Here is a 20,557-nt window from a genome sequence, read left to right on the forward strand (position 1 = left end):
TTGTGAAGCATCTGTTTTACCAAACCAACAAAATTTAGCAAATCATTAACGTAATCTCTGCTTGATCCATCCAGTAATTTCTTTCAGCGCTTTGTCAAAGTTGCGATACACCGGGTTAAATGGGATCGCTAACAACTTACCATCCGCAGATGACGAAGTGATTAACCGTGAATCTTCTTCCGGGCTAAACGGATCGTTCGCCCAGTAACCCGATAACATAGGAGTCGGGCAATGGCGTCCTAATAGTCCCTGAGTTTTTAGCGAGTAACGGTTCAGCTCTACGCGTAACGCATTGTCAGATGCATCGTGCATTCCCAAACGGCTCGCCAGCACATCAATATACATCTCCGGCACCTGAGCCTGGCGTGATGCGTCACTCAATAAACTATGAACAACCGGGCCAAGGCATGCAACGGCCTTCAAACGAGGTGCCTCAATATACCCCAAACGCACCGCGACATTTGCCCCAAAACGGAAACCAAACGCCGCCACGCGGGTGTGGTCTATCCAGGGAATATTGGGCAGCGCTTTCAAAACATGCTGGTGTAACAGACTCGAATCCTGAGTCAGTTTCCATTTTGAAGAAAATCCGACGGATGGCATATCGATGGTTAACATCGCGATACCTTCGGGCGCAAAATACTTCTCGAATAAAGTGTAATAATCGCTTTGCAACGCATCCAGACCGCCGCAAATCAGTACCGTTGGGAATGGACCTTCCCCTCCTTTTGGCACATGAAGGAATCCTGTTATCGCACCGCCACCAGGAATAGTAAATTCCAGTTCACGCAAGCCGCCGGAAAGACGTGGGGCTGCTTCTTCGTAGGCTCGATTTGCCAAAACTTGCGCCTGTTCCGCAAGTTGGTCACCTTTCAGGTGGGGATAGGCAGCAATACTGTAAAGATTGGCAGCCTGTAACCAATATTTGCCGCTAAGAACTTTATCGGTTTCCTGGTTGGCGCGTTGCTGCCAAAGCATTGCCTGCTTCGACCATTCAAAAATCCAGTTTCCACTGCGGTAACCAACAACCGTATCAAACAGATCGGCATTAGTGCGCTCAGCAGGATTAACCGCAATGCGAGCCTGCACTTCAAGAATTTCACGTGGATCGACACCCCGCCAAACCCACAACAGGCGGTTAATCATGCGATACCAGTGAGGAACAGATTTACCGTCCAGAGCAGACTGGATAACGGGGGCAGTTTGATGTTGAGCGCGACGAACTAAAGTCGATGTCTCGGGATGCTTAAATCGGGGTTTAAATAGCGTTTCGCTAAGGTTGGCCTGTACCATCGCCTTCTGCCTCCATATAAACGTCAGGAATGCAGCTATTGTACTCTGTCGGCAACCAAATAACACAAACGCCCGGCATTGCCAGGCGTTAATAAGTGCAAATATCGAAATGTATAACCTAAATCATTTGAGTTGCAGCAAGGCGGCAAGGGAGTGAATCCCCAGGAGCTTACTCACGTAAGTGACTGGGGTGAATGAGTGCAGCCAACACCGCTGTGGCTCAAAGGATGACGGTTATTAACGGCCAGCTAAAGGTGGTACAAACACCACGCCCATATCCCACGGCTGTTCAATCCAGGTATCCTGAGGGATATCGATAACGTAATCGTCAACCAAAGGCTGACCTGCAGGCTTGGCGAAGATAGTGACAAAATGCGCTTTTGGATACATTTCACGGATGGCCACTGCGGTACCGCCAGTATCGACCAGATCATCAATAACGATGAAACCTTCACCATCACCTTCAGCACGTTTCAGCACAGTGAGTTCGCGCTGGTTGTCGTGGTCATAGCTGGAGATACAAACGGTATCAACATGACGAATCCCCAATTCACGTGCCAGCAGTGCGCCAGGAACCAGGCCGCCACGGCTAACGGCAATAATGCCTTTCCACTGTTCAGCAGGAAGCAGACGGCTTGCCAGCTTACGCGCGTGAATCTGCAACATGTCCCAGGTGACGATGTATTTTTCGCTCATGTGAAATTATCCCAGCCAGTTATTAACGGCTTAAAAATGTTCAAAGGGGTTTTGGTTGCGCGAGATTATAGAGATCTGGCGCACTAAAAACCAGTGCTGTGGGCTCGCCCCTTTCGTTTTTACGTGCTTTAGATCGTCATAGCGTGAGTTAAAGTGGTATTCTCAAGCCAGCACACAATGCTTACTTGTGTTGTATTTCATTTAGATCAATCCTGGTCTCTGCTAACCAAAATAGTCGGCAGAGTCGATGTCAAGGAGACTTATCGTGTCTGAATTGTCTCAATTATCTCCGCAACCGCTGTGGGATATTTTTGCCAAAATCTGTTCTATACCGCACCCTTCTTATCATGAAGAACAACTTGCGGAACATATTCTGTCCTGGGCAAAAGAAAAAGGCCTTCATGTAGAGCGCGACCAGGTCGGCAATATCCTGATCCGTAAACCTGCAACTGCGGGCATGGAAAACCGTAAAGCGGTGGTCCTGCAGGCTCACCTTGATATGGTGCCGCAGAAAAATAACGACACTGTCCATGATTTCACCAAAGATCCGATTCAACCGTACATTGACGGTGAGTGGATCAAAGCGCGCGGAACTACGCTGGGCGCAGATAACGGTATTGGTATGGCGTCCGCTCTGGCGGTACTGGCAGATGATTCGGTATCTCATGGCCCATTAGAAGTTCTGCTTACCATGACCGAAGAAGCCGGTATGGACGGTGCTTTTGGTCTGCAAGCGGGCTGGTTGCAAGCTGATATTCTGATCAACACCGACTCTGAAGAAGAAGGTGAGATCTATATGGGTTGTGCTGGTGGAATTGATTTTATCTCCACTCTGCCACTGCAACGCGAAGCGATTCCTGCCGGTTACGAAACCTTTAAGCTGACCATCAAAGGTCTGAAAGGTGGTCACTCAGGTGGTGAAATCCATTTGGGTCTGGGCAACGCAAACAAATTGCTGGCTCGTTTCCTGTTCGCTCACGCAGCAGAACTGGATGCTCGTTTGATGGATCTGAACGGCGGTACGTTGCGCAACGCTATTCCACGTGAAGGCTTTGCGACCCTGGCAGTACCTGCAGATAAAGCAGCGCAGCTGAAATCTTTGGCTAATGAGTTCTTGTCGATTCTGAAAAATGAGCTGGCAGCGGTCGAGAAAAACCTCACTGTTCTGGTTGAATCTGTCACCACAGATAAGAAAGCACTGACGGCAAAAAGCCGCGACACTTTCCTGGGCCTGTTGAATGCAACTCCTAACGGTGTTATCCGCAATTCCGATGCAGTAAAAGGCGTTGTGGAAACCTCACTGAACGTAGGTGTGGTCACAATGACTGACGAAAGCGCAGAAATCATCTGCCTGATTCGTTCATTGATTGATAGCGGCAAAGATTATGTCGTTGGCATGCTACATGCGCTGGGTCAGCTTGCGGGTGCACAAACTGTTGCCAAAGGCAGTTACCCTGGCTGGCAGCCAGATGCGAACTCACCTGTTATGCATTTGGTTCGTGAAACCTACCAGAAGCTGTTCAATAAGACTCCGAACATCATGGTCATCCATGCGGGTCTGGAATGTGGACTGTTTAAGAAACCTTATCCAGACATGGACATGGTTTCCATTGGGCCAACCATTACGGGCCCACACTCCCCAGATGAACAAGTTCATATCGAAAGCGTAGGTCAATACTGGATCTTGCTGACTGAGTTACTGAAAGCTATTCCTGCTAAGTAAGCCAGTATGTTCCTGTCTAAACCCTCTCAATGAGAGGGTTTTTTTATAGCCCCAGCACCAGTTGCCGCTCCATCTGCGGGTCCAGCAAAGTCACATGTAAACCCACTAACCTTACCCCTCGCCCACCCCGGCGCTCTTCCCATGTTTTCCTCGCAGTTGAGATTAAATCGGCTTTATTTAGCTGCGGCCAGACATGTTCCTGGGTGGTCTGCTGGAAATCATTAAATTTGAGTTTGATACCCTGTCGGGCAATCAATAAATCCGGTTTAACCTTTTTCAAACGTCGTTCAAGTTCAGGGTAAAGCTGTTCAATGATGGCCTCGCATTCATGCCACTCATGAATATCTTCTGCCAGCGTTTTCTCAACACCAACCGATTTACGTTGCCGTTCGTTATTAATTGCACGTTCATCTATTCCCTGGCTTCGCTCCCACAACACGCGCCCGAATTTTCCAAACCGTTTAAGTAACGAGGCGAGATCGGTGCTCTGCACATCAGCACAGGTACGTAATCCCAAACTCTCCAGTTTTCCCGCAGTGACTTTGCCGACGCCTGGAATTTTGCCAAGTGGCAAGGTTTGCAAAAATGCAGGAATTTCCTCTGGAGTTATCACGTATTGCCCGTTGGGTTTATTAAGGTCAGAAGCGATTTTGGCGAGGAATTTTACCGGGGCGATACCCGCAGAAGCAGTGAGATTAAGTTCATCCGAAATAGCCTGGCGAATTTCTTTTGCCATAAGCGTTGCAGAGCCCAGGCAGTTCAGACTATCGGTGACATCCAGATAAGCCTCATCCAGTGACAGCGGCTCGATAAGTGGGGTATAGCGGCTAAAAATTTCACGGATATGATTTGAAGCTTCTTTGTATGCGTCAAAGCGCCCTGGCAAAAGAGTCAGGTGCGGGCATAGTTTGAGAGCCATAGCCGTTGACATCGCGCTGTGCACACCATATTTCCGAGCGGGATAATTTGCAGTGCTAATGACGCCGCGGCGTTGTGCACTACCGCCGATTGCCAGCGGCACATCCCGCAATGCAGGGTTATCACGCATCTCTACAGCTGCAAAAAAGCAGTCCATATCAACATGAATGATTTTACGCATACCTATTCGCACCAGTTACATCACTGGATAAGTATACAGTTAAAATGATAATTGAGGAAAGTCTGTATGAAAAGATAACCTCCCGATTGTCGGGAGGTTATAGAGGATCACAAGATGCGGTTTTGCTGAAGTTTTGCCTGCCGCTCAGCTTTCGCGATGCGCTTCTTACGGGCATCACAAGGTTCAGGACAGTTGCAGACTTTCTCCATGCCTAGTGCGGCAATGCCACCACAGCTACCCTGAAGCGTTTTACGCTTCACGATAACTCCCAGTGACATTCCAAATATCACCAGAAGAAATATAACGAAGGTGGCTAAAAACAGTGTCAGCATAATGGTTCCCGTCAGCCGCCAAAGTCGTCGAGCATGATATTTTCATCCTCTACGCCAAGATCTTTAAGCATTTTAATCACTGCGGCATTCATCATCGGCGGCCCACACATATAGAACTCACAGTCTTCTGGTGCCGGGTGGCTGCGAAGATAGTTTTCCAGTAATACGTTGTGGATGAAACCGGTGTAACCCGTCCAGTTATCCTCTGGCTGTGGATCAGAAAGCGCCACATTGAACGTGAAATTCGGGTTTTCCTGCGCCAGTTTTTCAAACTCTTCTTCGTAGAACATCTCGCGCAGTGAACGAGCTCCATACCAGAAACTGATTTTACGCGTGCTATGAAGGCGTTTAAGCTGGTCAAAGATATGTGAACGCATTGGGGCCATACCTGCACCACCGCCAATGAACACCATTTCAGCGTCCGTATCTTTGGCAAAGAATTCACCAAACGGCCCGGAAATCGTCACTTTATCACCCGCTTTCAACGACCAGATATAGGAGGACATTATCCCCGGTGGTGCATCTGGCACATTCGGCGGCGGCGTAGCAATACGCACGTTCAGCATGATAATGCCTTTCTCATCCGGGTAGTTCGCCATGGAGTAAGCGCGAACACAGGGCTCTTTCACCACAGATTTGAAGCGGAAAAGATTAAACTTATCCCAGTCACCGCGATATTTCTGTGGAACATCAAAGTCCTGGTAATTAACTTCGTGAGGCGGGCTTTCAATCTGGATATACCCCCCCGCACGGAACGGCACCACGTCACCATCAGGAATGCGCAGTTTGAGTTCTTTTATGAAAGTCGCCTTGTTATCGTTAGAGATAACTTCACACTCCCACTTTTTAACGCCAAAGATCTCTTCCGGAAGCTCGATTTTCATGTCTTGCTTAACAGCAACCTGACAGGCAAGACGGCAGCCTTCTTTCGCTTCACGCTTAGTGATGTGCGAAAGCTCGGTTGGCAGAATATCTCCACCACCCTCTTTAATTGTCACGCGGCATTGCCCGCAAGAACCACCGCCACCACAAGCAGAAGAGATAAAAATCCCCTGGCTTGAGAGTGTATTAAGCAGTTTGTCACCCGCCGGAGCATGAAACTGTTTGTCTGCTTCGTTGTTAATTTCGATCAGCACATCACCGGAGTTCACAAGCTTTGACTTGGCAAACAAAATCAACAGAGCCAGGGCCAAAACAATGAGCGTGAACATCACCACGCCAAGAATAATTTCCATACGTTTTCGCCCTTACAGCTGCACACCGGAGAATGACATAAAGCCCAGCGCCATCAATCCAGTGGTGATAAAGGTAATTCCTAAGCCGCGCAATCCTGCGGGCACATTGGCATATTTCATCTTCTCGCGGATACCGGCCATCGCGACAATCGCCAGCATCCAGCCCACACCAGAGCCAACTCCATAAACAATGGATTCACCGAAGCTATAGTCACGCTGCACCATAAACGACACGCCACCAAAAATGGCGCAGTTAACGGTGATAAGCGGCAGGAAAATACCCAGCGCGTTATAGAGAGCCGGGAAGAAACGATCAAGGATCATTTCGAGGATCTGCACCAACGCGGCTATCACGCCAATGAAGGTAATGAAGTTCAGGAAGCTCAGATCAACACCTTCTACCAACGCGCCATCACGAAGAATTAGGTTATAAACCAGGTTATTCGCAGGGACCGCAATCCCTAAAACGACGGTTACCGCTACACCTAAACCGAATGCAGTAGAGACTTTCTTGGAGACCGCAAGGAAGGTACACATACCAAGGAAGAACGCGAGCGCCATGTTCTCAATAAACACTGCGCGCACAAACAGACTAATCATATGTTCCATAGTCAGTTAGTCCTTTTCCTGCTGCGCAGGCTTGAGCGTACGCAGGGCCCAGATAAGCAGGCCGATAATAAAGAATGCACTCGGCGCGAGAAGGAACAGCCCGTTCGGCTGATACCAGCCACCGTTCTGCACCGTTTCAAGCACCGTGATACCAAACAATTTACCACTGCCAATAAGCTCACGCAGGAAGCCAACCAGCAGCAGAATCACGCCATATCCCAGGCCATTACCGATACCATCCATAAAGCTTGCCAACGGTGGCGACTTCATGGCGTACGCTTCAGCGCGCCCCATGACGATACAGTTGGTGATGATCAGGCCGACAAAGACCGAAAGTTGTTTGGAAATTTCGTAGGCGTAAGCGCGGAGGATCTGATCCACGACGATCACGAGCGATGCAATGATCGCCATCTGCACGATGATTCGCACACTGTTTGGGATCAGGTTACGGATCATCGAGATGAACATGCTGGAAAACGCCGTCACCACGGTGACCGCAAGCGTCATGACAAACGCGGTTTCCAGCTTTGTGGTTACCGCCAGCGCCGAGCAGACGCCGAGTATTTGCAAGGCAATGGGGTTGTTATCTATCAACGGGCTAACCAGTACCCGTTTGACCTCTTTCATGTCTGAAAAATCAGCCATTGTTGAGCGCTCCTTCACGTACATTTTTCAGGAAAGGGCCAAAACCAAGTTCACCCATCCAGAAATCAAAAGTGTGTTGTACTCCGTTAGCCGTCAGCGTGGCACCCGATAAACCGTCAACCCCGAACTCATCACCCTGACGTGCGCCACCCTTCACAATGCGCAGTGCAGGCTGGCCTTTATCATCAAGGACTTTCTTGCCGATAAACTGCTCACGCCAGACTGGGTTTTCAATTTCACCACCCAACCCTGGCGTTTCGCCATGATCGTAGTAAGTGATACCTTTTACCGTACGACCATCAGTTTGCAGAGAAACAAAGGCATACATCATCGACCACAAGCCTTTGCCATAAACAGGCAAGACGACTTCCTGCACTTTGTTTTGCTCATCGCGAACCAGATAAATTTCGACGATATTGCTGCGATACTTTATCCCGGCGCGATCTTCACTTGTCGAGAGCGTCACGCTCTGGTCGGGGTCACGCAATGCCGCTGCCTGGTCGAATTTAGAGGCGTCTTTATCGAGTAACTCACCACTTTTAAGATCCAGCAAACGCGGTGTAATGCGTGTTTCATAGATTGCTTTGACATCTTCGCCGGTCATTTTTGGTGTTGCTAAGCCCGCAACATCCAGAATGTTACGCTGTTTATCGAGCGCTTTTTGCTCCTGCTGACGCGCTTTAAGCCCTACAGCTGAGCCTGCCACCACGACGGAGCAGACCAGGCAAAGCACCAGCACCACCAGCAGCGTTCTGCCGATGCTATCGTTACTTTTTACTTCAGCCACGCGACTTCCTCCGCTTGATATTGGCTTGCACAACCAGGTAATCGAACAACGGTGCAAAGAGGTTGGCGAACAGAATCGCCAGCATCATCCCTTCTGGATAGGCTGGGTTTACAACACGAATCAGTACACACATCACGCCGATGAGCGCCCCATACCACCACTTACCTTTGTTAGTAAACGAAGCGGAAACTGGGTCTGTCGCCATAAACATCATGCCAAAGGCAAAACCTCCAAGCACCAGATGCCAGTACCATGGCATAGCGAACAGCGGGTTGGTTGCAGAACCAATGAAGTTAAACAGGGTTGCTGTGGCAATCATACCGAGCATCACGCCAGCAACGATGCGCCAGGAAGCCACGCGACCAAACAGGATAATCGCCCCCCCAATCAGGATCATCAGTGTTGATACTTCACCAATAGAGCCGGGAATGTTGCCGAGGAATGCATCCATCCAGGTGACAGGCTGCCCGGTTGCGACATTCATCAGGGCTTCACTACCACCATTCGCCCACTGAGAAAGAGGTGTTGCACCGGAGAAACCATCTGCCGCAGTCCACACTAAATCGCCCGAAATCTGCGCTGGATAGGCGAAGAACAAGAAGGCACGACCAGCTAATGCGGGGTTCAGGAAGTTACGACCTGTTCCACCGAATATCTCTTTGGCGATAACCACACCGAAACTGATACCGAGTGCCGCTTGCCATAGCGGTAATGTTGGAGGAACCACCAACGCAAACAGAATAGAAGTGACAAAAAAGCCTTCGTTAACTTCATGCTTACGGATGATTGCGAACAAGACTTCCCAAAAACCCCCCACCAAAAACACAGTGATGTAGATTGGCAGGAAGAAGACCGCGCCAAGCGTCATCATGCTCAGCCAGCCAGCATCAGGCGTAAAGTTAACCCCAAGCCATTGTGCGACGACATAGTGCCAGTCAGATGAAATCACCTGTTGGAGTTGTTCCGCTCCGTACATTTTGTTCAGTGCGGGAATCGTTTGTAACCCAACGTTGTACATGCCCCAGAACATGGCTGGAAATACTGCAAACCATACCAGGATCATCATGCGCTTCAGATCGATAGCATCACGAACATGGGAGGCCCCAGGCGTAACGATGCCCGGTGTATAGAACAATGTCGCCGTAGCTTCAAAGAGTGGGTAGTATTTTTCTAGCTTTCCGCCTTGCGTGAAGTGCGGCTCTAGTTTTTCAAATAAATGCTTCAAACCCATGACTTATCCTTCCTGCTCGATGCGGGTTAACACTTCGCGTAGCACTGGACCGTATTCGTATTTCCCAGGGCAAACATAAGTACAAAGCGCTAAATCTTCTTCATCCAGCTCCAGACACCCTAACGCCTGAGCGCTGTCCGTATCCCCCGCCAATAAATCGCGCAATAACATCGTTGGCAGAATATCCATCGGCATAACACGTTCATAGTTGCCGATCGGTACCATTGAACGCTCGCCACCATTGGTATCTGTTGAGAAATTGAATAATTTTCGCTTCAGGAAGTGGCCGATAGTCGTACGGGTAATAGAGTATTTGTCTGCACCCGGCATGACCCAACCAAACAGTTCCTTTTCACGCCCTTCTTTCAGAACGGTAACCTGCAAGTGGAAACGACCAAGCCAGGCGCGCGGGCCAGCAGCTATCGTGCCACTTAATACCGAACCAGAAACAATGCGGTTTTCGCCTTCTTCCAATTCACCCGCCGTCAATACGTCGATTGAAGCGCCCAGGCGAGTGCGGATCAGACGTGGCTTTTTAACTTGCGGACCTGCCAATGCAATGACACGTTCAGTCCACAACTCGCCTTCCACGAACAATTTGCCGATGGCAATCACATCCTGGTAATTCAGGTGCCAGACCATTTTTTGCAGGCTAACTGGCTCGAGGAAATGAATGTGTGTACCCACTAACCCAGCTGGGTGAGGGCCAGCAAATTCATTAAAAGTCACTTGCCCAGCGGGGTGACCACCGAGCTTACCGCCACCAGCCTGACAGACATGGACTTTGCCATCAGTCAGTCTGGATAACAGCGTTAAACCGGCATCAAACATTTCGCGATGAGCGCGAATAATAGGTTGCGGGTCAGCCGCCAGTGGATTGGTGTCAATCGCGGTGACAAAAATGGCTGCAGGAATTGTTGATGGTTGTGGTGCTTTGCTGAATGGACGAGTCCGAAGCGCAGTCCACAAACCAGAAGCTAACAATTGTGCCTGAACGGTTTCACGCGGCAGTTTGGCAAGGTTTTCTGCTGCAAAGCGTTCGAAAACGACTTGTTCATCACCTTGAACCTCAATAACCAGAGATTGCAGCACTCGACGCTCGCCACGGTTAATCGCTTTTACCGTCCCACTAGCAGGAGCAGTAAAGAGAACGCCAGGGTTCTTTTTATCTTCGAAGAGTGGCTGGCCTTTCAATACCTTATCGCCCTCTTGCACAAGCATTGAAGGACGCATGCCGACATACTCTTCACCGAGCAGGGCCACTAAGGGTATCGCTGGGCCGTCATGAATTTGCTGTTCCGGTAAACCGGCGATAGGCAAATCCAGACCTTTTTTGATTTTTATCATAAGGTTATCACGTTTAAAATTGGCTTAAACATACCGACAAAAACTGTAGCCGACAACTGAGGGGTCGAAACAGGGTTCAACCAATGCGACACATAAGGCAGATTAAAAATGGAAACGCATCCGTTCACTATTACGAGAGGGAGTGATAAGTCGCCCAAACAACCAGGACAACCGACTTATGGATAGTTTCCGTTCTTATCCGCAGGTCAACATTCGCGGGGAATTTTAGCATCAATAGGGTCTGGAATGGGGAGAAATCGACACTCTGATATGCAGCAATGCGAGCTATTACGCAAAAACCTAACTCTTATCCTTTGCATAGGTATATCTTAACGACCAGTTATGTGTGTAAACGTGTCTTTTCAGGCTTGCGAAAAATCATAACGATGCTAATGTGAGCGTTCCTAATCCAGAGCATTCTGATTTCGGGTTTCTTATTTTGCCGTCCTGGCATTTGGTATAAGTTCTATCAAGGAATAAAGCAGTATGCGTAAGATCGCACTCGTTATTGCGATGCTTCTGATGCCGTGCGTGTCATTTGCCAGCTTATTAAGCAGCAATTCGTCAGCCACACCTGTCAGCAAAGAATTCAAGCAACAACTTATGGGCTCTCCTGTTTATATTCAGATATTTAAGGAAGAGCGCACATTAGAGTTATATGTGAAGATGGGCGAACAGTTTCAGTTGCTCGACAGCTATAGCATCTGTAACTACTCCGGTGGGTTAGGTCCAAAACAACGTCAGGGGGATTTTAAGAGCCCTGAAGGTTTTTATAACGTGACCCGTAACCAGCTCAAACCTGATAGCCGCTTCTATAAAGCCATTAATATCGGCTTCCCGAATGAGTTTGATCGCTCACATGGTTATCAAGGTCAGTATCTGATGATTCACGGTGCTTGCGTGTCTGTTGGCTGCTATGCCATGACTGACACCAACATTGATGAGATTTTCCAGTTTGTCACTGGAGCATTGGTATTCGGCCAACCGAACGTGCAAGTAAGCATTTACCCGTTCCGCATGACTGACGCCAATATGGAACGCCACAAGTATTCGTACTACATCAACTTCTGGAAACAACTGAAGCCGGGTTATGACTACTTTATGGCAAATCACCAGCCGCCAGGCGTTTCTGTTATTAGCGGTAACTATGTGATCAGTAAGCCGGTTGTGCCTACGACACAACCGCAGTTGGCATCAAACTACGCGTTCTCCGAGACAAAATAATTCCGACTCACCTGGTGCAATCTTGTGCCAGGTTTCGTTTCCCGTCAGGGGTTGAGTCGCGATGACAGTGACCACATCGTTGAGTGTGGTCTCTTCCTGAAAATCAATTTCCACATCTTGATCCAACAGCTTTGCCACACCAAAGGGTGCTCGTCGGGTAATCCAGTACAAGTTTGTGGAGCAAAACGCCATCACATAACGACCATCCGACAACAACATATTAAACACGCCTTTCTCACGCAATTGCCCAGCAAGTTCGGTGATGTAGCGGAACACTGCCTGCATATTGCTGGGTGTTCGTGGGTAGCGTTGTGTCAATTTATGGAGTAACCAGCAAAATGCTTGCTCACTGTCAGTTTCACCAATCGGGCGGAACGGGCCAGTTTCAAGAGAGCGATGGCCTTTGAGTTGGCCATTGTGGGCATAGGTCCAGTTGCGACCCCATAGCTCACGCGTAAAAGGGTGGGTATTTTCGAGCGCGACTTTACCGCGATTTGCCTGACGGATATGTGCGACCACAGAACAGGACTTGATCGGATAATCCTGCACAAGTTTAGCAATGGGTGAATTAAAACTAGGTTGCGGATCTTTGAATGTACGGCAACCCTTACCTTCATAAAAGGTAATTCCCCAGCCATCTTTATGCGGCCCCGTTCCTCCGCCACGCTGCACCAACCCGGTAAAACTAAAGCAAATATCTGTTGGTACGTTGGCGCTCATCCCGAGCAGTTCGCACATATTAACCTCCAGGCTTAAACCACCCTCACCCTAACCCTCTCCCTGAGGGAGAGGGGATTGGATTTGTTTTCTCCCTCTCCTGGGGGAGAGGGCCGGGGTGAGGGCGTAAACCCTCTACCCTCAAACTAAGCTTTGACCATCTCTTTTTCGATAAGCTGGATCAGAATATGAATCACTTTGATGTGAATCTCCTGAATACGGTCAGCGTAACCGAAGTGTGGAACGCGAATTTCAACATCCGCAGTCCCATCCATTTTGCCACCGTCTTTCCCGGTCAGGGTGATGACTTTCATGCCTTTCGCACGCGCCGCTTCAATCGCTTTGATAACGTTACCAGAGTTTCCAGAAGTAGAGATCCCCAACAACACATCGCCTTCACGACCTACAGCTTCAACGTAACGAGAAAAGATATGGTCGTAGCCAAAATCGTTGCCAACACAGGAGATGTGGCTGACATCAGAAATGGCAATTGCCGGGTAACCCGGACGGTTTTCACGGTAGCGCCCTGTCAGTTCTTCAGCAAAGTGCATTGCATCGCAATGCGAGCCACCGTTACCGCAAGATAAAACTTTGCCACCCGCTTTGAAGCTATCAGCAAGCAAAACCGCCGCACGCTGGATGGCATGAATGTTAGCGTCATCTTTCAGGAAGTTAGCCAGCGTTTCTGCCGCTTCATTCAATTCGTTACGAATAAGATCCTGGTACATGAGGATGTCCTTCAGTATTTTTCGATTGATTAACCCATGCAGTTTACCGAATAGCGCGAGAAGCGCCATATCCACCTGCTTTTGCGGTTCTGTGCGATAACAATGTGAGCAAGGTTGTAATTATTTTGTGAAGATATTGCTAAAAAAAACCACATGAACTAAAACCAATACATCCAAGTGGTCAGACCTCCTACAAGCAAGGGAGTTTCCTTTATGTTAATTTTGAGTATTGTTGCAACGGTTGTTCTCCTCGGTGTGCTTTTCTATCACCAGGTCAATTTACTGCTCAGTAGCGCAATTTTGCTGGTGTGGACGGCAGCGCTTGGTTTCGCCGGTATCTGGTCAATCTGGTTACTCGTCCCGCTGGCGATAATTCTGGTGCCGTTTGTCTTCACCCCAATGCGTAAATCTTTAATTTCCGCTCCGGTGTTCCGCAGCTTCCGTAAAGTCATGCCGCCGATGTCTCGTACTGAAAAAGAGGCTATCGACGCAGGTACGACCTGGTGGGAAGGCGATCTTTTCCGCGGCAAGCCTGACTGGGAAAAACTGCATAACTACCCGCAACCTAAGCTGACTGAAGAAGAACAAGCCTTTATTGACGGACCGGTTGAAGAAGCCTGCCGCATGGCGAATGACTTCCAAATCACACACGAAATGGCAGATTTACCGCCAGAGTTGTGGGCTTATTTAAAGGAACATCGCTTCTTCGCGATGATCATCAAGAAAGAGTACGGTGGCCTGGAGTTTTCCGCTTACGCTCAGTCACGCGTACTGCAAAAACTGTCTGGTGTTTCAGGCATCCTGGCGATAACCGTGGGTGTACCTAACTCATTAGGCCCGGGTGAACTGCTGCAACATTACGGCACCGAAGAACAGAAAAATCATTACCTGCCACGCCTGGCTCGCGGGCAAGAGATCCCTTGCTTTGCATTGACTAGCCCAGAAGCAGGTTCCGATGCAGGCGCCATTCCTGACACCGGCGTGGTCTGTATGGGCGAGTGGCAAGGTCAACAAGTTCTGGGTATGCGTCTGACCTGGAACAAGCGCTACATTACGCTGGCTCCTATCGCCACCGTTCTGGGGCTGGCGTTCAAACTGTCGGATCCGGATAATTTACTCGGTGATGGCGAAGATTTAGGTATTACCTGTGCGTTAATTCCAACTCACACCCCTGGTGTGGAAATCGGTAAACGCCACTTCCCGCTCAACGTGCCATTCCAGAACGGTCCAACTCGCGGTAAAGACATTTTCGTCCCGATTGATTACATCATCGGTGGTCCAAAAATGGCCGGTCAGGGCTGGCGTATGCTGGTTGAATGCCTGTCCGTTGGCCGTGGTATTACACTGCCGTCCAACTCTACCGGTGGTTTGAAATCTGTGGCGATGGCAACGGGCGCTTATGCTCATATCCGCCGTCAGTTCAGAATCTCTATCGGTAAAATGGAAGGGATTGAAGAGCCTTTGGCACGTATTGCGGGTAACGCATATGTGATGGATGCAGCGGCCTCACTGGTGACTTACGGCATTATGCTTGGTGAAAAACCTGCGGTTCTGTCGGCTATCGTGAAATATCACTGCACCCACCGTGGCCAACGCGCGATTCTGGATGCTATGGATATTGTTGGCGGTAAAGGCATTATGCTCGGCAACTCCAACTTTGTGGCTCGAGCTTACCAGGGCGCACCTATCGCGATTACCGTGGAAGGCGCGAATATCCTGACGCGTAGCATGATTATCTTCGGCCAGGGAGCAATCCGTTGCCATCCTTATGTCCTCGAAGAGATGACGGCGGCGCAAAACAATGACGTCAATGCATTCGATAAGCTGCTGTTCAAGCATATCGGCCACGTTGGCAGCAACAAAATGCGCAGTCTGTGGCTTGGCCTGACTAACGGTTTGACCAGCGCCACGCCGACCAAAGACTCGACCAAACGTTACTACCAGTATATGAACCGCCTGAGTGCTAACCTGGCATTGCTGTCTGATGTTTCGATGGCCGTATTGGGCGGCAGCCTGAAGCGTCGTGAGCGTATCTCCGCTCGTCTGGGCGATATTCTCAGCCAGCTTTACCTCGCATCTTCAGTGCTCAAGCGCTATGACGATGAAGGCCGTAACGAAGCGGATCTGCCACTGGTTCACTGGGGCGTTCAGGATGCGCTTTATCAGGCAGAACAAGCGATTGACGATCTGCTGCGTAACTTCCCGAATGCATTTGTCGCTGGCATGTTACGTGTCGTTATCTTCCCACTTGGCCGCCGTTACGATGCACCATCGGACAAGCTGGATCATAAACTGGCGAAGATCATGCAGATCCCGTCCGCTACCCGTTCACGCATTGGTCGCGGTCAGTATCTGACGCCAAGCGAGTTCAACCCGGCAGGTTTACTGGAAGAAGCATTGATGGACGTCATGGCCGCCGAGCCAATCCATCTGCGCATCTGTAAAGAAACTGGGCATAATCTGCCGTTCACACGCCTGGACGAGCAAGCTAAACAATGGCTGGCTGAAGGGAAAATCAACGCGGACGAAGCGGCGATCCTCACCAAAGCAGAAGTCAGTCGCTTGCGCAGTATCAACGTCGATGAGTTCGAGCCGGAGGAACTGGCAACCATGCCAGTAAAGGTGCCGGAAAAGCATCGCAAAATTGAAGCAGCATAACGACGCTGACTCAAATTATGACGAGTAAAAAAACCCCGTTCGCGGGGTTTTTTATTACCCAACATAAGCCAGTTAAGTCATGCTAAAGTGAATGAATCACTGTTTATCATGAGGCTTCCGATTGTGTCTGGTTTGAAAATCACCGTTCTGCAACAACCGCTGGTCTGGATGGATGGCGCGGCAAACTTACGTCATTTCGATGTGCTGTTAGATGGTATTCATGGCCGTGACCTGATTATCCTGCCAGAAATGTTCACCACCGGTTTTGCGATGGAAGCAGCCAAACAGTCGCTCGCTGAAGAGGAAGTGATTGACTGGATGCAGTTTAAAGCCCAGCAAACTCAGGCGATGATCGGCGGGAGTGCTGCACTGCAAACCGAGCGCGGGCCTGTGAACCGTTTTCTATTGGTTCAGCCTGACGGCAAAGTCCATTTCTACGATAAACGTCACTTATTCCGCATGGCAGATGAGCATCATCATTATCAGGCGGGCGAAGAACGCGTGGTGGTGGAATGGCGCGGCTGGCGTATTTTGCCGCAGGTCTGTTATGACTTGCGCTTCCCGGTATGGTCCCGCAATCGAAACGACTATGACTTAGCTTTGTATGTTGCGAATTGGCCCGCACCTCGCTCACTGCACTGGCAAAGTTTGCTGGTTGCCCGCGCTATTGAAAACCAGGCGTACGTTGCAGGTTGCAACCGTGTCGGCACCGATGGCAATGGGCATCATTATCGTGGCGACAGCAAGATAATCAATCCACAGGGCGAAATTCTGGCGAATGGTGAACCGCATCAGGCGATGCGCCTCGATGCCGATTTGTCATTGATTGCGTTGCAGGAATATCGTGAGAAGTTCCCTGCCTGGCAGGATGCAGATCCGTTTACGCTCTAAATACTCTACGACCCCCGGTACGTTGACCACGACCAGGGGGATATAAGAAACGGCAGGTGATAATGCCCGCCGCTTTGCGCGATAACGAAATCAATTTGCGCCATGGGGTACAGCGTTTCCCGCTGCGTTGCAGCGAAATAGTGCCCGATTTCTGCCGTCAGGCGATAACGCCCCGCTGCTAAGGGTTCTTCACCGAAATATTTCAAACGCCCATCAATATCAGTGACACCCAGGGCTTTGATTTCCCAGATTTCAGCGACCAGTTGTTCCAGCCGAATCACAACACCACCTGCCGGTTTCCCCAGGGCGGTATCCAGAACATGAGTACTCAATTGGCTCATTGTGCAAATACTCCTTCCAGACGTAACAAGGTGATTTGGCGTAGTTGTTCCAGCGCTTCAACCTCTTCGTCAAGGGCCGAATAATTCAGACGACGGCGGAGCTCACCCAGAATTTCATCACCGCTACGCCCTTTAGCGCGAATCAAAAAGACGCGCCCAAACCGTGCTTCGTAATCGGCATTACCTTGCGCCAGTGCAACCGTTAATGCCGCGTTTTGCCCATCTACCGCAGATTGTTCATCTTTAGAAAGTGCCGCTTCTTTGCTGCTGCCTTGCGCCTTTTCGCCAATTCGCGGATGCGCACTCAGCGCCTGATTCAGCTCTGCACTTCCCCACTGGTGGGTGAGTTGTGAAGCATAATGCTGCAACACGTCAATATTAGAATAGGGACGCGCAATGACTAAACTTTCAGCCCAAGCAGGTAACGCAACGCATGGCGCGATAAGGTTCAGCGCGTCGTTCACCGACGCTTCGTTAAATTCTGCCAACGTATTTTTCGCAGCCAGCGCGATCACTGTTTGCGTATAAGCCTGCACGGCTTGCATCACATCAGCTTCAATAACCGACTCCGCCGGATGATGACTTATCCCGCGTTCGCAGCGAACAAACAGCATGCCGACCGGCCATTTTTCGGCAATAGCAATGGCATCATGCCCTGCCCCACTTGGCAGAGACATCGTTCTTCCCTGCACCGCGCGAATTGCACGGCTTAATTGTTGCTGCAAATGGGTATCACACGGCGTTGCGGGAATTGAATAGTAGGTTTCAGCGTGGAACGTGACATCACGCTGTGCAGCAATTTTTTGTGCTTCACTAAGCAGGTTTTCCAGCAACGATTCCAGGTCAGCGTCCCTTGGGCTTCGAATATCCAGCGTCAACTGAACTTCGCCAGGGATCACATTTGCAGCACCCGGCTGACATTGCAGTGTGCCAACGGTTGCAACAATGTCCGGGCTAAATGCGCGAGTCGCGCTTTCGATGTACGTCATCCAGCAAGCGGCTGCTGCGAGCGCATCTTTGCGAATCGCCATCGGCACCGTGCCCGCATGGCCCGCTTCACCGATAAAGCTGCATTTCAAACGACGTGCGCCGTTAATAGCTGTCACCACACCAAGGGCTAGATTTGCCTGTTCCAGAACCGGGCCTTGCTCAATGTGCAGCTCAAGATAGGCACTGAACTCCTCAAGATTACGCGCAGCACTGTGAATTCGAGATGGATCAAAACCGGCATTCACTAACGCCTGGGCGACGCTGGTTCCCGTGGAATCTTCACACGCCAGCCAGCTCTGCGGCCATGTCCCGGTGATCCCACGGCTACCCAGCAGGGTGATACCAAAACGCGTGCCTTCTTCATCACCAAAGCCCACGATTTCAATTGCTTGTTCCAATTGAATATCGTGTTGATATAAGAAAGCGACCACTTCCAGTGCGCTCAACACGCCTAACATACCGTCGTAACGACCGGCATTGCGTACCGTATCCAGATGTGACCCCAACAAAATCGCCTGCGCCCCTTCCCTGGCACCTTCATAACGCCCGCAAATATTCCCTACCGCATCCTGCCAGGTCGTCATCCCCACTTGCTCCATCCAGCCAGCCACCAGATGGTTGGCATGTAGATGTTCGTGGGAAAGATAAACGCGCGTCAGATGGTCAGCCGATTCGCTAATGCGCGCCAGCTCTTCTGTCCGCAACATGACACGCCTTGCGGCAATACGAGCCTCATCCGGGTTCATCACATGTTTTATCATCAGCGATTTTCCTGAGCATAGACATCCCACGCCGACTGCATTGCAGCTCCTTGCGTCGTTTTAAAACCGAGGCGATTAAGCACCGCTTCAAGCGCGGTGAGTGTTTGCAGCACGCAATCTTTACGGGCGTTGTAACCCATTGTGCCGATGCGCCAGATTTTGCCTTGCAGCGGGCCAAATGAGGTGCCGATTTCGATATGGAAATCCTCCAGCAGCATTTTGCGCACCTCTTCACCATGAACCACTGACGGGATGACGACGCCCAGCACGTTATTCATTTTATGTTGCAGATTGCCGAAGGTTTCCAGCCCCATCCCCTGAATCCCGGCCACCAATGCACGCCCATGCAATTCATGACGTGCAATCCCAGCATCCAGGCCTTCTTCGAGAATAATGCGTGCACATTCACGAGCGGCGAATAACATACTGGTCGCTTCGGTGTGATGATTCAGACGTTCTGGTCCCCAATAATCCATCACCATGCCGAGATCGAAATAATTCGAATAGATCATCTCGTCATCGCCATCCTGATGCGCAGCTGTTCGGATCCCTTCCTCCACACATTTACGGCGGCGTATAACTTCTTCCATTTCATCGCTTAGGGTAATGGGTGAACTGCCTGATGGACCTCCGAGGCATTTTTGTAAACCCGCAGAAACGGCATCAATTCCCCAACGATCGGTTTCCAGTGCGTTGCCACCAAACGAAGCAGTGGCATCGGTATAAAACAGCACACCGTGACGGCGGCAGATCTCACCGAGTTCATCCAGTGGCTGGAGCATCGTGGTGGAGGTGTCACCTTGAACGGTTAGCAACAAGCGTGGTTTAACGGCTTTGATGGCATCTTCAATTTGGTCTGGTGTAAATACTTCGCCCCAGGGAACCTCAATGGTGTGAACATCGGCCCGACAGCGGCGCGCAATTTCACACAGTAAATGGCCAAAGCGCCCAAACACCGGCACCAGCACTTTGTCTCCGGGGCGAATTGCCGAGAGCAAAATGGCCTCAATGCCCGAGCGGGAAGTCCCGTCCACCAACATCGTCCAGCGGTTTTGGGTGCGGAAAAGCTCGCGATACAGCACCATCACTTCATTCATATAGCCCGTCATTACCGGATCATATTGTCCGATCAACTGGCTTGCCATGGCCCGCAACACACGCGGATCGGCATTGATTGGCCCTGGCCCCATTAACAAACGATGCGGCGGGTTAATTTGCGTGAAGTGCTGAATATCGAACATGGCATTTCC

19 protein-coding genes and 1 pseudogene are annotated in these 20,557 nt (G+C 50.1%); 4 read left to right on the forward strand and 16 right to left on the reverse strand.

What is annotated here, in order from left to right; genetic code table 11:
* Positions 1-45: 45 nt before the first annotated feature.
* The gene (gene frsA, locus OH773_RS17265; RefSeq protein WP_270140374.1) at positions 46-1,293 is read right to left on the reverse strand and encodes an esterase FrsA; all 1,248 of its coding nucleotides are present in this window, start codon (positions 1,291-1,293) and stop codon (positions 46-48) included.
* Between the two features lie 237 nt (positions 1,294-1,530).
* Positions 1,531-1,989: a xanthine phosphoribosyltransferase gene (gene gpt / locus OH773_RS17270; protein WP_034457839.1), complete on the reverse strand. Its 459-nt coding sequence runs from the start codon at positions 1,987-1,989 to the stop codon at positions 1,531-1,533.
* A gap of 265 nt (positions 1,990-2,254) precedes the next feature.
* Here gpt and pepD point away from each other — a divergent pair, with 265 nt between their 5' ends.
* The gene (pepD, locus tag OH773_RS17275) at positions 2,255-3,712 is read left to right on the forward strand and encodes a cytosol nonspecific dipeptidase (RefSeq protein ID WP_270140377.1); all 1,458 of its coding nucleotides are present in this window, start codon (positions 2,255-2,257) and stop codon (positions 3,710-3,712) included.
* A 43-nt stretch (positions 3,713-3,755) separates the two neighbouring features.
* Here pepD and dinB read toward each other — a convergent pair whose 3' ends face one another.
* From dinB to OH773_RS17315, 8 genes are all read right to left on the reverse strand, one after another.
* Positions 3,756-4,811 carry a DNA polymerase IV gene (dinB, locus tag OH773_RS17280; protein WP_270140380.1) on the reverse strand — a complete coding sequence of 352 codons (1,056 nt, stop codon included), beginning with the start codon at positions 4,809-4,811 and terminating at the stop codon, positions 3,756-3,758.
* 107 nt (positions 4,812-4,918) lie between these two features.
* Complete coding sequence (nqrM, locus tag OH773_RS17285) at positions 4,919-5,143, reverse strand: (Na+)-NQR maturation NqrM (RefSeq protein WP_183271399.1); 225 nt, start codon at positions 5,141-5,143, stop codon at positions 4,919-4,921.
* Positions 5,144-5,154: 11 nt separating this feature from the next.
* Positions 5,155-6,378, reverse strand: a complete 1,224-nt coding sequence (gene nqrF, locus OH773_RS17290) for an NADH:ubiquinone reductase (Na(+)-transporting) subunit F (RefSeq protein WP_270140384.1) — start codon at positions 6,376-6,378, stop codon at positions 5,155-5,157.
* A 12-nt stretch (positions 6,379-6,390) separates the two neighbouring features.
* On the reverse strand, positions 6,391-6,987 hold the full coding sequence (gene nqrE / locus OH773_RS17295; RefSeq protein WP_183271401.1) for an NADH:ubiquinone reductase (Na(+)-transporting) subunit E: 597 nt from the start codon (positions 6,985-6,987) through the stop codon (positions 6,391-6,393).
* Positions 6,988-6,993: 6 nt separating this feature from the next.
* Complete coding sequence (locus tag OH773_RS17300) at positions 6,994-7,632, reverse strand: NADH:ubiquinone reductase (Na(+)-transporting) subunit D (protein ID WP_270140387.1); 639 nt, start codon at positions 7,630-7,632, stop codon at positions 6,994-6,996.
* Positions 7,625-8,419: a Na(+)-translocating NADH-quinone reductase subunit C gene (locus tag OH773_RS17305; protein WP_270140389.1), complete on the reverse strand. Its 795-nt coding sequence runs from the start codon at positions 8,417-8,419 to the stop codon at positions 7,625-7,627. Before OH773_RS17305 ends, OH773_RS17300 begins: the two co-directional genes overlap by 8 nt.
* A complete protein-coding gene (locus tag OH773_RS17310; protein ID WP_183271404.1) occupies positions 8,412-9,650 on the reverse strand; it encodes an NADH:ubiquinone reductase (Na(+)-transporting) subunit B in 1,239 nt (412 codons plus the stop codon). The genes OH773_RS17305 and OH773_RS17310 overlap by 8 nt, the downstream gene beginning before the upstream one ends.
* A 3-nt stretch (positions 9,651-9,653) precedes the next feature.
* Positions 9,654-10,997 (reverse strand): Na(+)-translocating NADH-quinone reductase subunit A, encoded by a 1,344-nt coding sequence (locus OH773_RS17315; protein ID WP_270140392.1) that lies wholly within the window; start codon positions 10,995-10,997, stop codon positions 9,654-9,656.
* Between the two features lie 486 nt (positions 10,998-11,483).
* Between OH773_RS17315 and dpaA the strand changes: the two genes are divergently transcribed.
* Positions 11,484-12,221, forward strand: a complete 738-nt coding sequence (dpaA, locus tag OH773_RS17320) for a peptidoglycan meso-diaminopimelic acid protein amidase (protein WP_270140394.1) — start codon at positions 11,484-11,486, stop codon at positions 12,219-12,221.
* On the opposite strand, the gene OH773_RS17325 is transcribed toward dpaA, so the two are convergent.
* Both OH773_RS17325 and lpcA read right to left on the reverse strand, forming a co-directional pair.
* Complete coding sequence (locus tag OH773_RS17325) at positions 12,192-12,959, reverse strand: class II glutamine amidotransferase (RefSeq protein WP_270140396.1); 768 nt, start codon at positions 12,957-12,959, stop codon at positions 12,192-12,194. The genes dpaA and OH773_RS17325 overlap by 30 nt on opposite strands.
* Before the next feature lie 125 nt (positions 12,960-13,084).
* Entirely contained in the window at positions 13,085-13,666 is a 582-nt protein-coding gene (lpcA, locus tag OH773_RS17330) for a D-sedoheptulose 7-phosphate isomerase (protein ID WP_064553165.1), read from the reverse strand.
* 213 nt (positions 13,667-13,879) lie between these two features.
* On the opposite strand from lpcA, the gene fadE reads away from it, so the two are divergent.
* Both fadE and OH773_RS17340 read left to right on the forward strand, forming a co-directional pair.
* Complete coding sequence (gene fadE, locus OH773_RS17335) at positions 13,880-16,324, forward strand: acyl-CoA dehydrogenase FadE (RefSeq protein ID WP_270140400.1); 2,445 nt, start codon at positions 13,880-13,882, stop codon at positions 16,322-16,324.
* 123 nt (positions 16,325-16,447) lie between these two features.
* Complete coding sequence (locus OH773_RS17340; protein WP_183271409.1) at positions 16,448-17,215, forward strand: amidohydrolase; 768 nt, start codon at positions 16,448-16,450, stop codon at positions 17,213-17,215.
* Between the two features lie 5 nt (positions 17,216-17,220).
* Here the strand turns inward: OH773_RS17340 and uraH are convergent, their stop codons facing one another.
* The 4 genes and pseudogenes from uraH to OH773_RS17360 form a co-directional block, all read right to left on the reverse strand.
* Positions 17,221-17,556 (reverse strand): hydroxyisourate hydrolase, encoded by a 336-nt coding sequence (uraH, locus tag OH773_RS17345; protein ID WP_270140403.1) that lies wholly within the window; start codon positions 17,554-17,556, stop codon positions 17,221-17,223.
* The gene (gene uraD, locus OH773_RS17350; RefSeq protein WP_270145935.1) at positions 17,553-18,071 is read right to left on the reverse strand and encodes a 2-oxo-4-hydroxy-4-carboxy-5-ureidoimidazoline decarboxylase; all 519 of its coding nucleotides are present in this window, start codon (positions 18,069-18,071) and stop codon (positions 17,553-17,555) included. Before uraD ends, uraH begins: the two co-directional genes overlap by 4 nt.
* Positions 18,057-19,307 (reverse strand): annotated as a pseudogene (hpxK, locus tag OH773_RS17355) (allantoate amidohydrolase); the annotation flags it as partial. The pseudogene hpxK and the gene uraD, both read right to left, overlap by 15 nt.
* Positions 19,307-20,548, reverse strand: coding sequence for a pyridoxal-phosphate-dependent aminotransferase family protein (locus OH773_RS17360; RefSeq protein ID WP_270140405.1), 1,242 nt, complete (start codon positions 20,546-20,548; stop codon positions 19,307-19,309). The gene OH773_RS17360 and the pseudogene hpxK, both read right to left, overlap by 1 nt.
* Positions 20,549-20,557 lie beyond the last annotated feature (9 nt).

Source organism: Buttiauxella sp. WJP83, from assembly GCF_027594725.1.
Classification (GTDB): domain Bacteria; phylum Pseudomonadota; class Gammaproteobacteria; order Enterobacterales; family Enterobacteriaceae; genus Buttiauxella; species Buttiauxella selenatireducens.

Excerpts from the sequence above, each read along its gene's own strand:
- dinB (WP_270140380.1), bottom strand. The coding sequence starts at position 4,811 with ATGCGTAAAATCATTCATGTTGATATGGACTGCTTTTTTGCAGCTGTA.
- OH773_RS17360 (WP_270140405.1), bottom strand. The coding sequence starts at position 20,548 with ATGTTCGATATTCAGCACTTCACGCAAATTAACCCGCCGCATCGTTTG.
- frsA (WP_270140374.1), bottom strand. The coding sequence starts at position 1,293 with ATGGTACAGGCCAACCTTAGCGAAACGCTATTTAAACCCCGATTTAAG.
- fadE (WP_270140400.1), top strand. The coding sequence starts at position 13,880 with ATGTTAATTTTGAGTATTGTTGCAACGGTTGTTCTCCTCGGTGTGCTT.
- OH773_RS17325 (WP_270140396.1), bottom strand. The coding sequence starts at position 12,959 with ATGTGCGAACTGCTCGGGATGAGCGCCAACGTACCAACAGATATTTGC.
- OH773_RS17300 (WP_270140387.1), bottom strand. The coding sequence starts at position 7,632 with ATGGCTGATTTTTCAGACATGAAAGAGGTCAAACGGGTACTGGTTAGC.
- uraH (WP_270140403.1), bottom strand. The coding sequence starts at position 17,556 with ATGAGCCAATTGAGTACTCATGTTCTGGATACCGCCCTGGGGAAACCG.
- nqrE (WP_183271401.1), bottom strand. The coding sequence starts at position 6,987 with ATGGAACATATGATTAGTCTGTTTGTGCGCGCAGTGTTTATTGAGAAC.
- lpcA (WP_064553165.1), bottom strand. The coding sequence starts at position 13,666 with ATGTACCAGGATCTTATTCGTAACGAATTGAATGAAGCGGCAGAAACG.
- OH773_RS17315 (WP_270140392.1), bottom strand. The coding sequence starts at position 10,997 with ATGATAAAAATCAAAAAAGGTCTGGATTTGCCTATCGCCGGTTTACCG.
- nqrM (WP_183271399.1), bottom strand. The coding sequence starts at position 5,143 with ATGCTGACACTGTTTTTAGCCACCTTCGTTATATTTCTTCTGGTGATA.
- nqrF (WP_270140384.1), bottom strand. The coding sequence starts at position 6,378 with ATGGAAATTATTCTTGGCGTGGTGATGTTCACGCTCATTGTTTTGGCC.
- dpaA (WP_270140394.1), top strand. The coding sequence starts at position 11,484 with ATGCGTAAGATCGCACTCGTTATTGCGATGCTTCTGATGCCGTGCGTG.
- OH773_RS17310 (WP_183271404.1), bottom strand. The coding sequence starts at position 9,650 with ATGGGTTTGAAGCATTTATTTGAAAAACTAGAGCCGCACTTCACGCAA.
- gpt (WP_034457839.1), bottom strand. The coding sequence starts at position 1,989 with ATGAGCGAAAAATACATCGTCACCTGGGACATGTTGCAGATTCACGCG.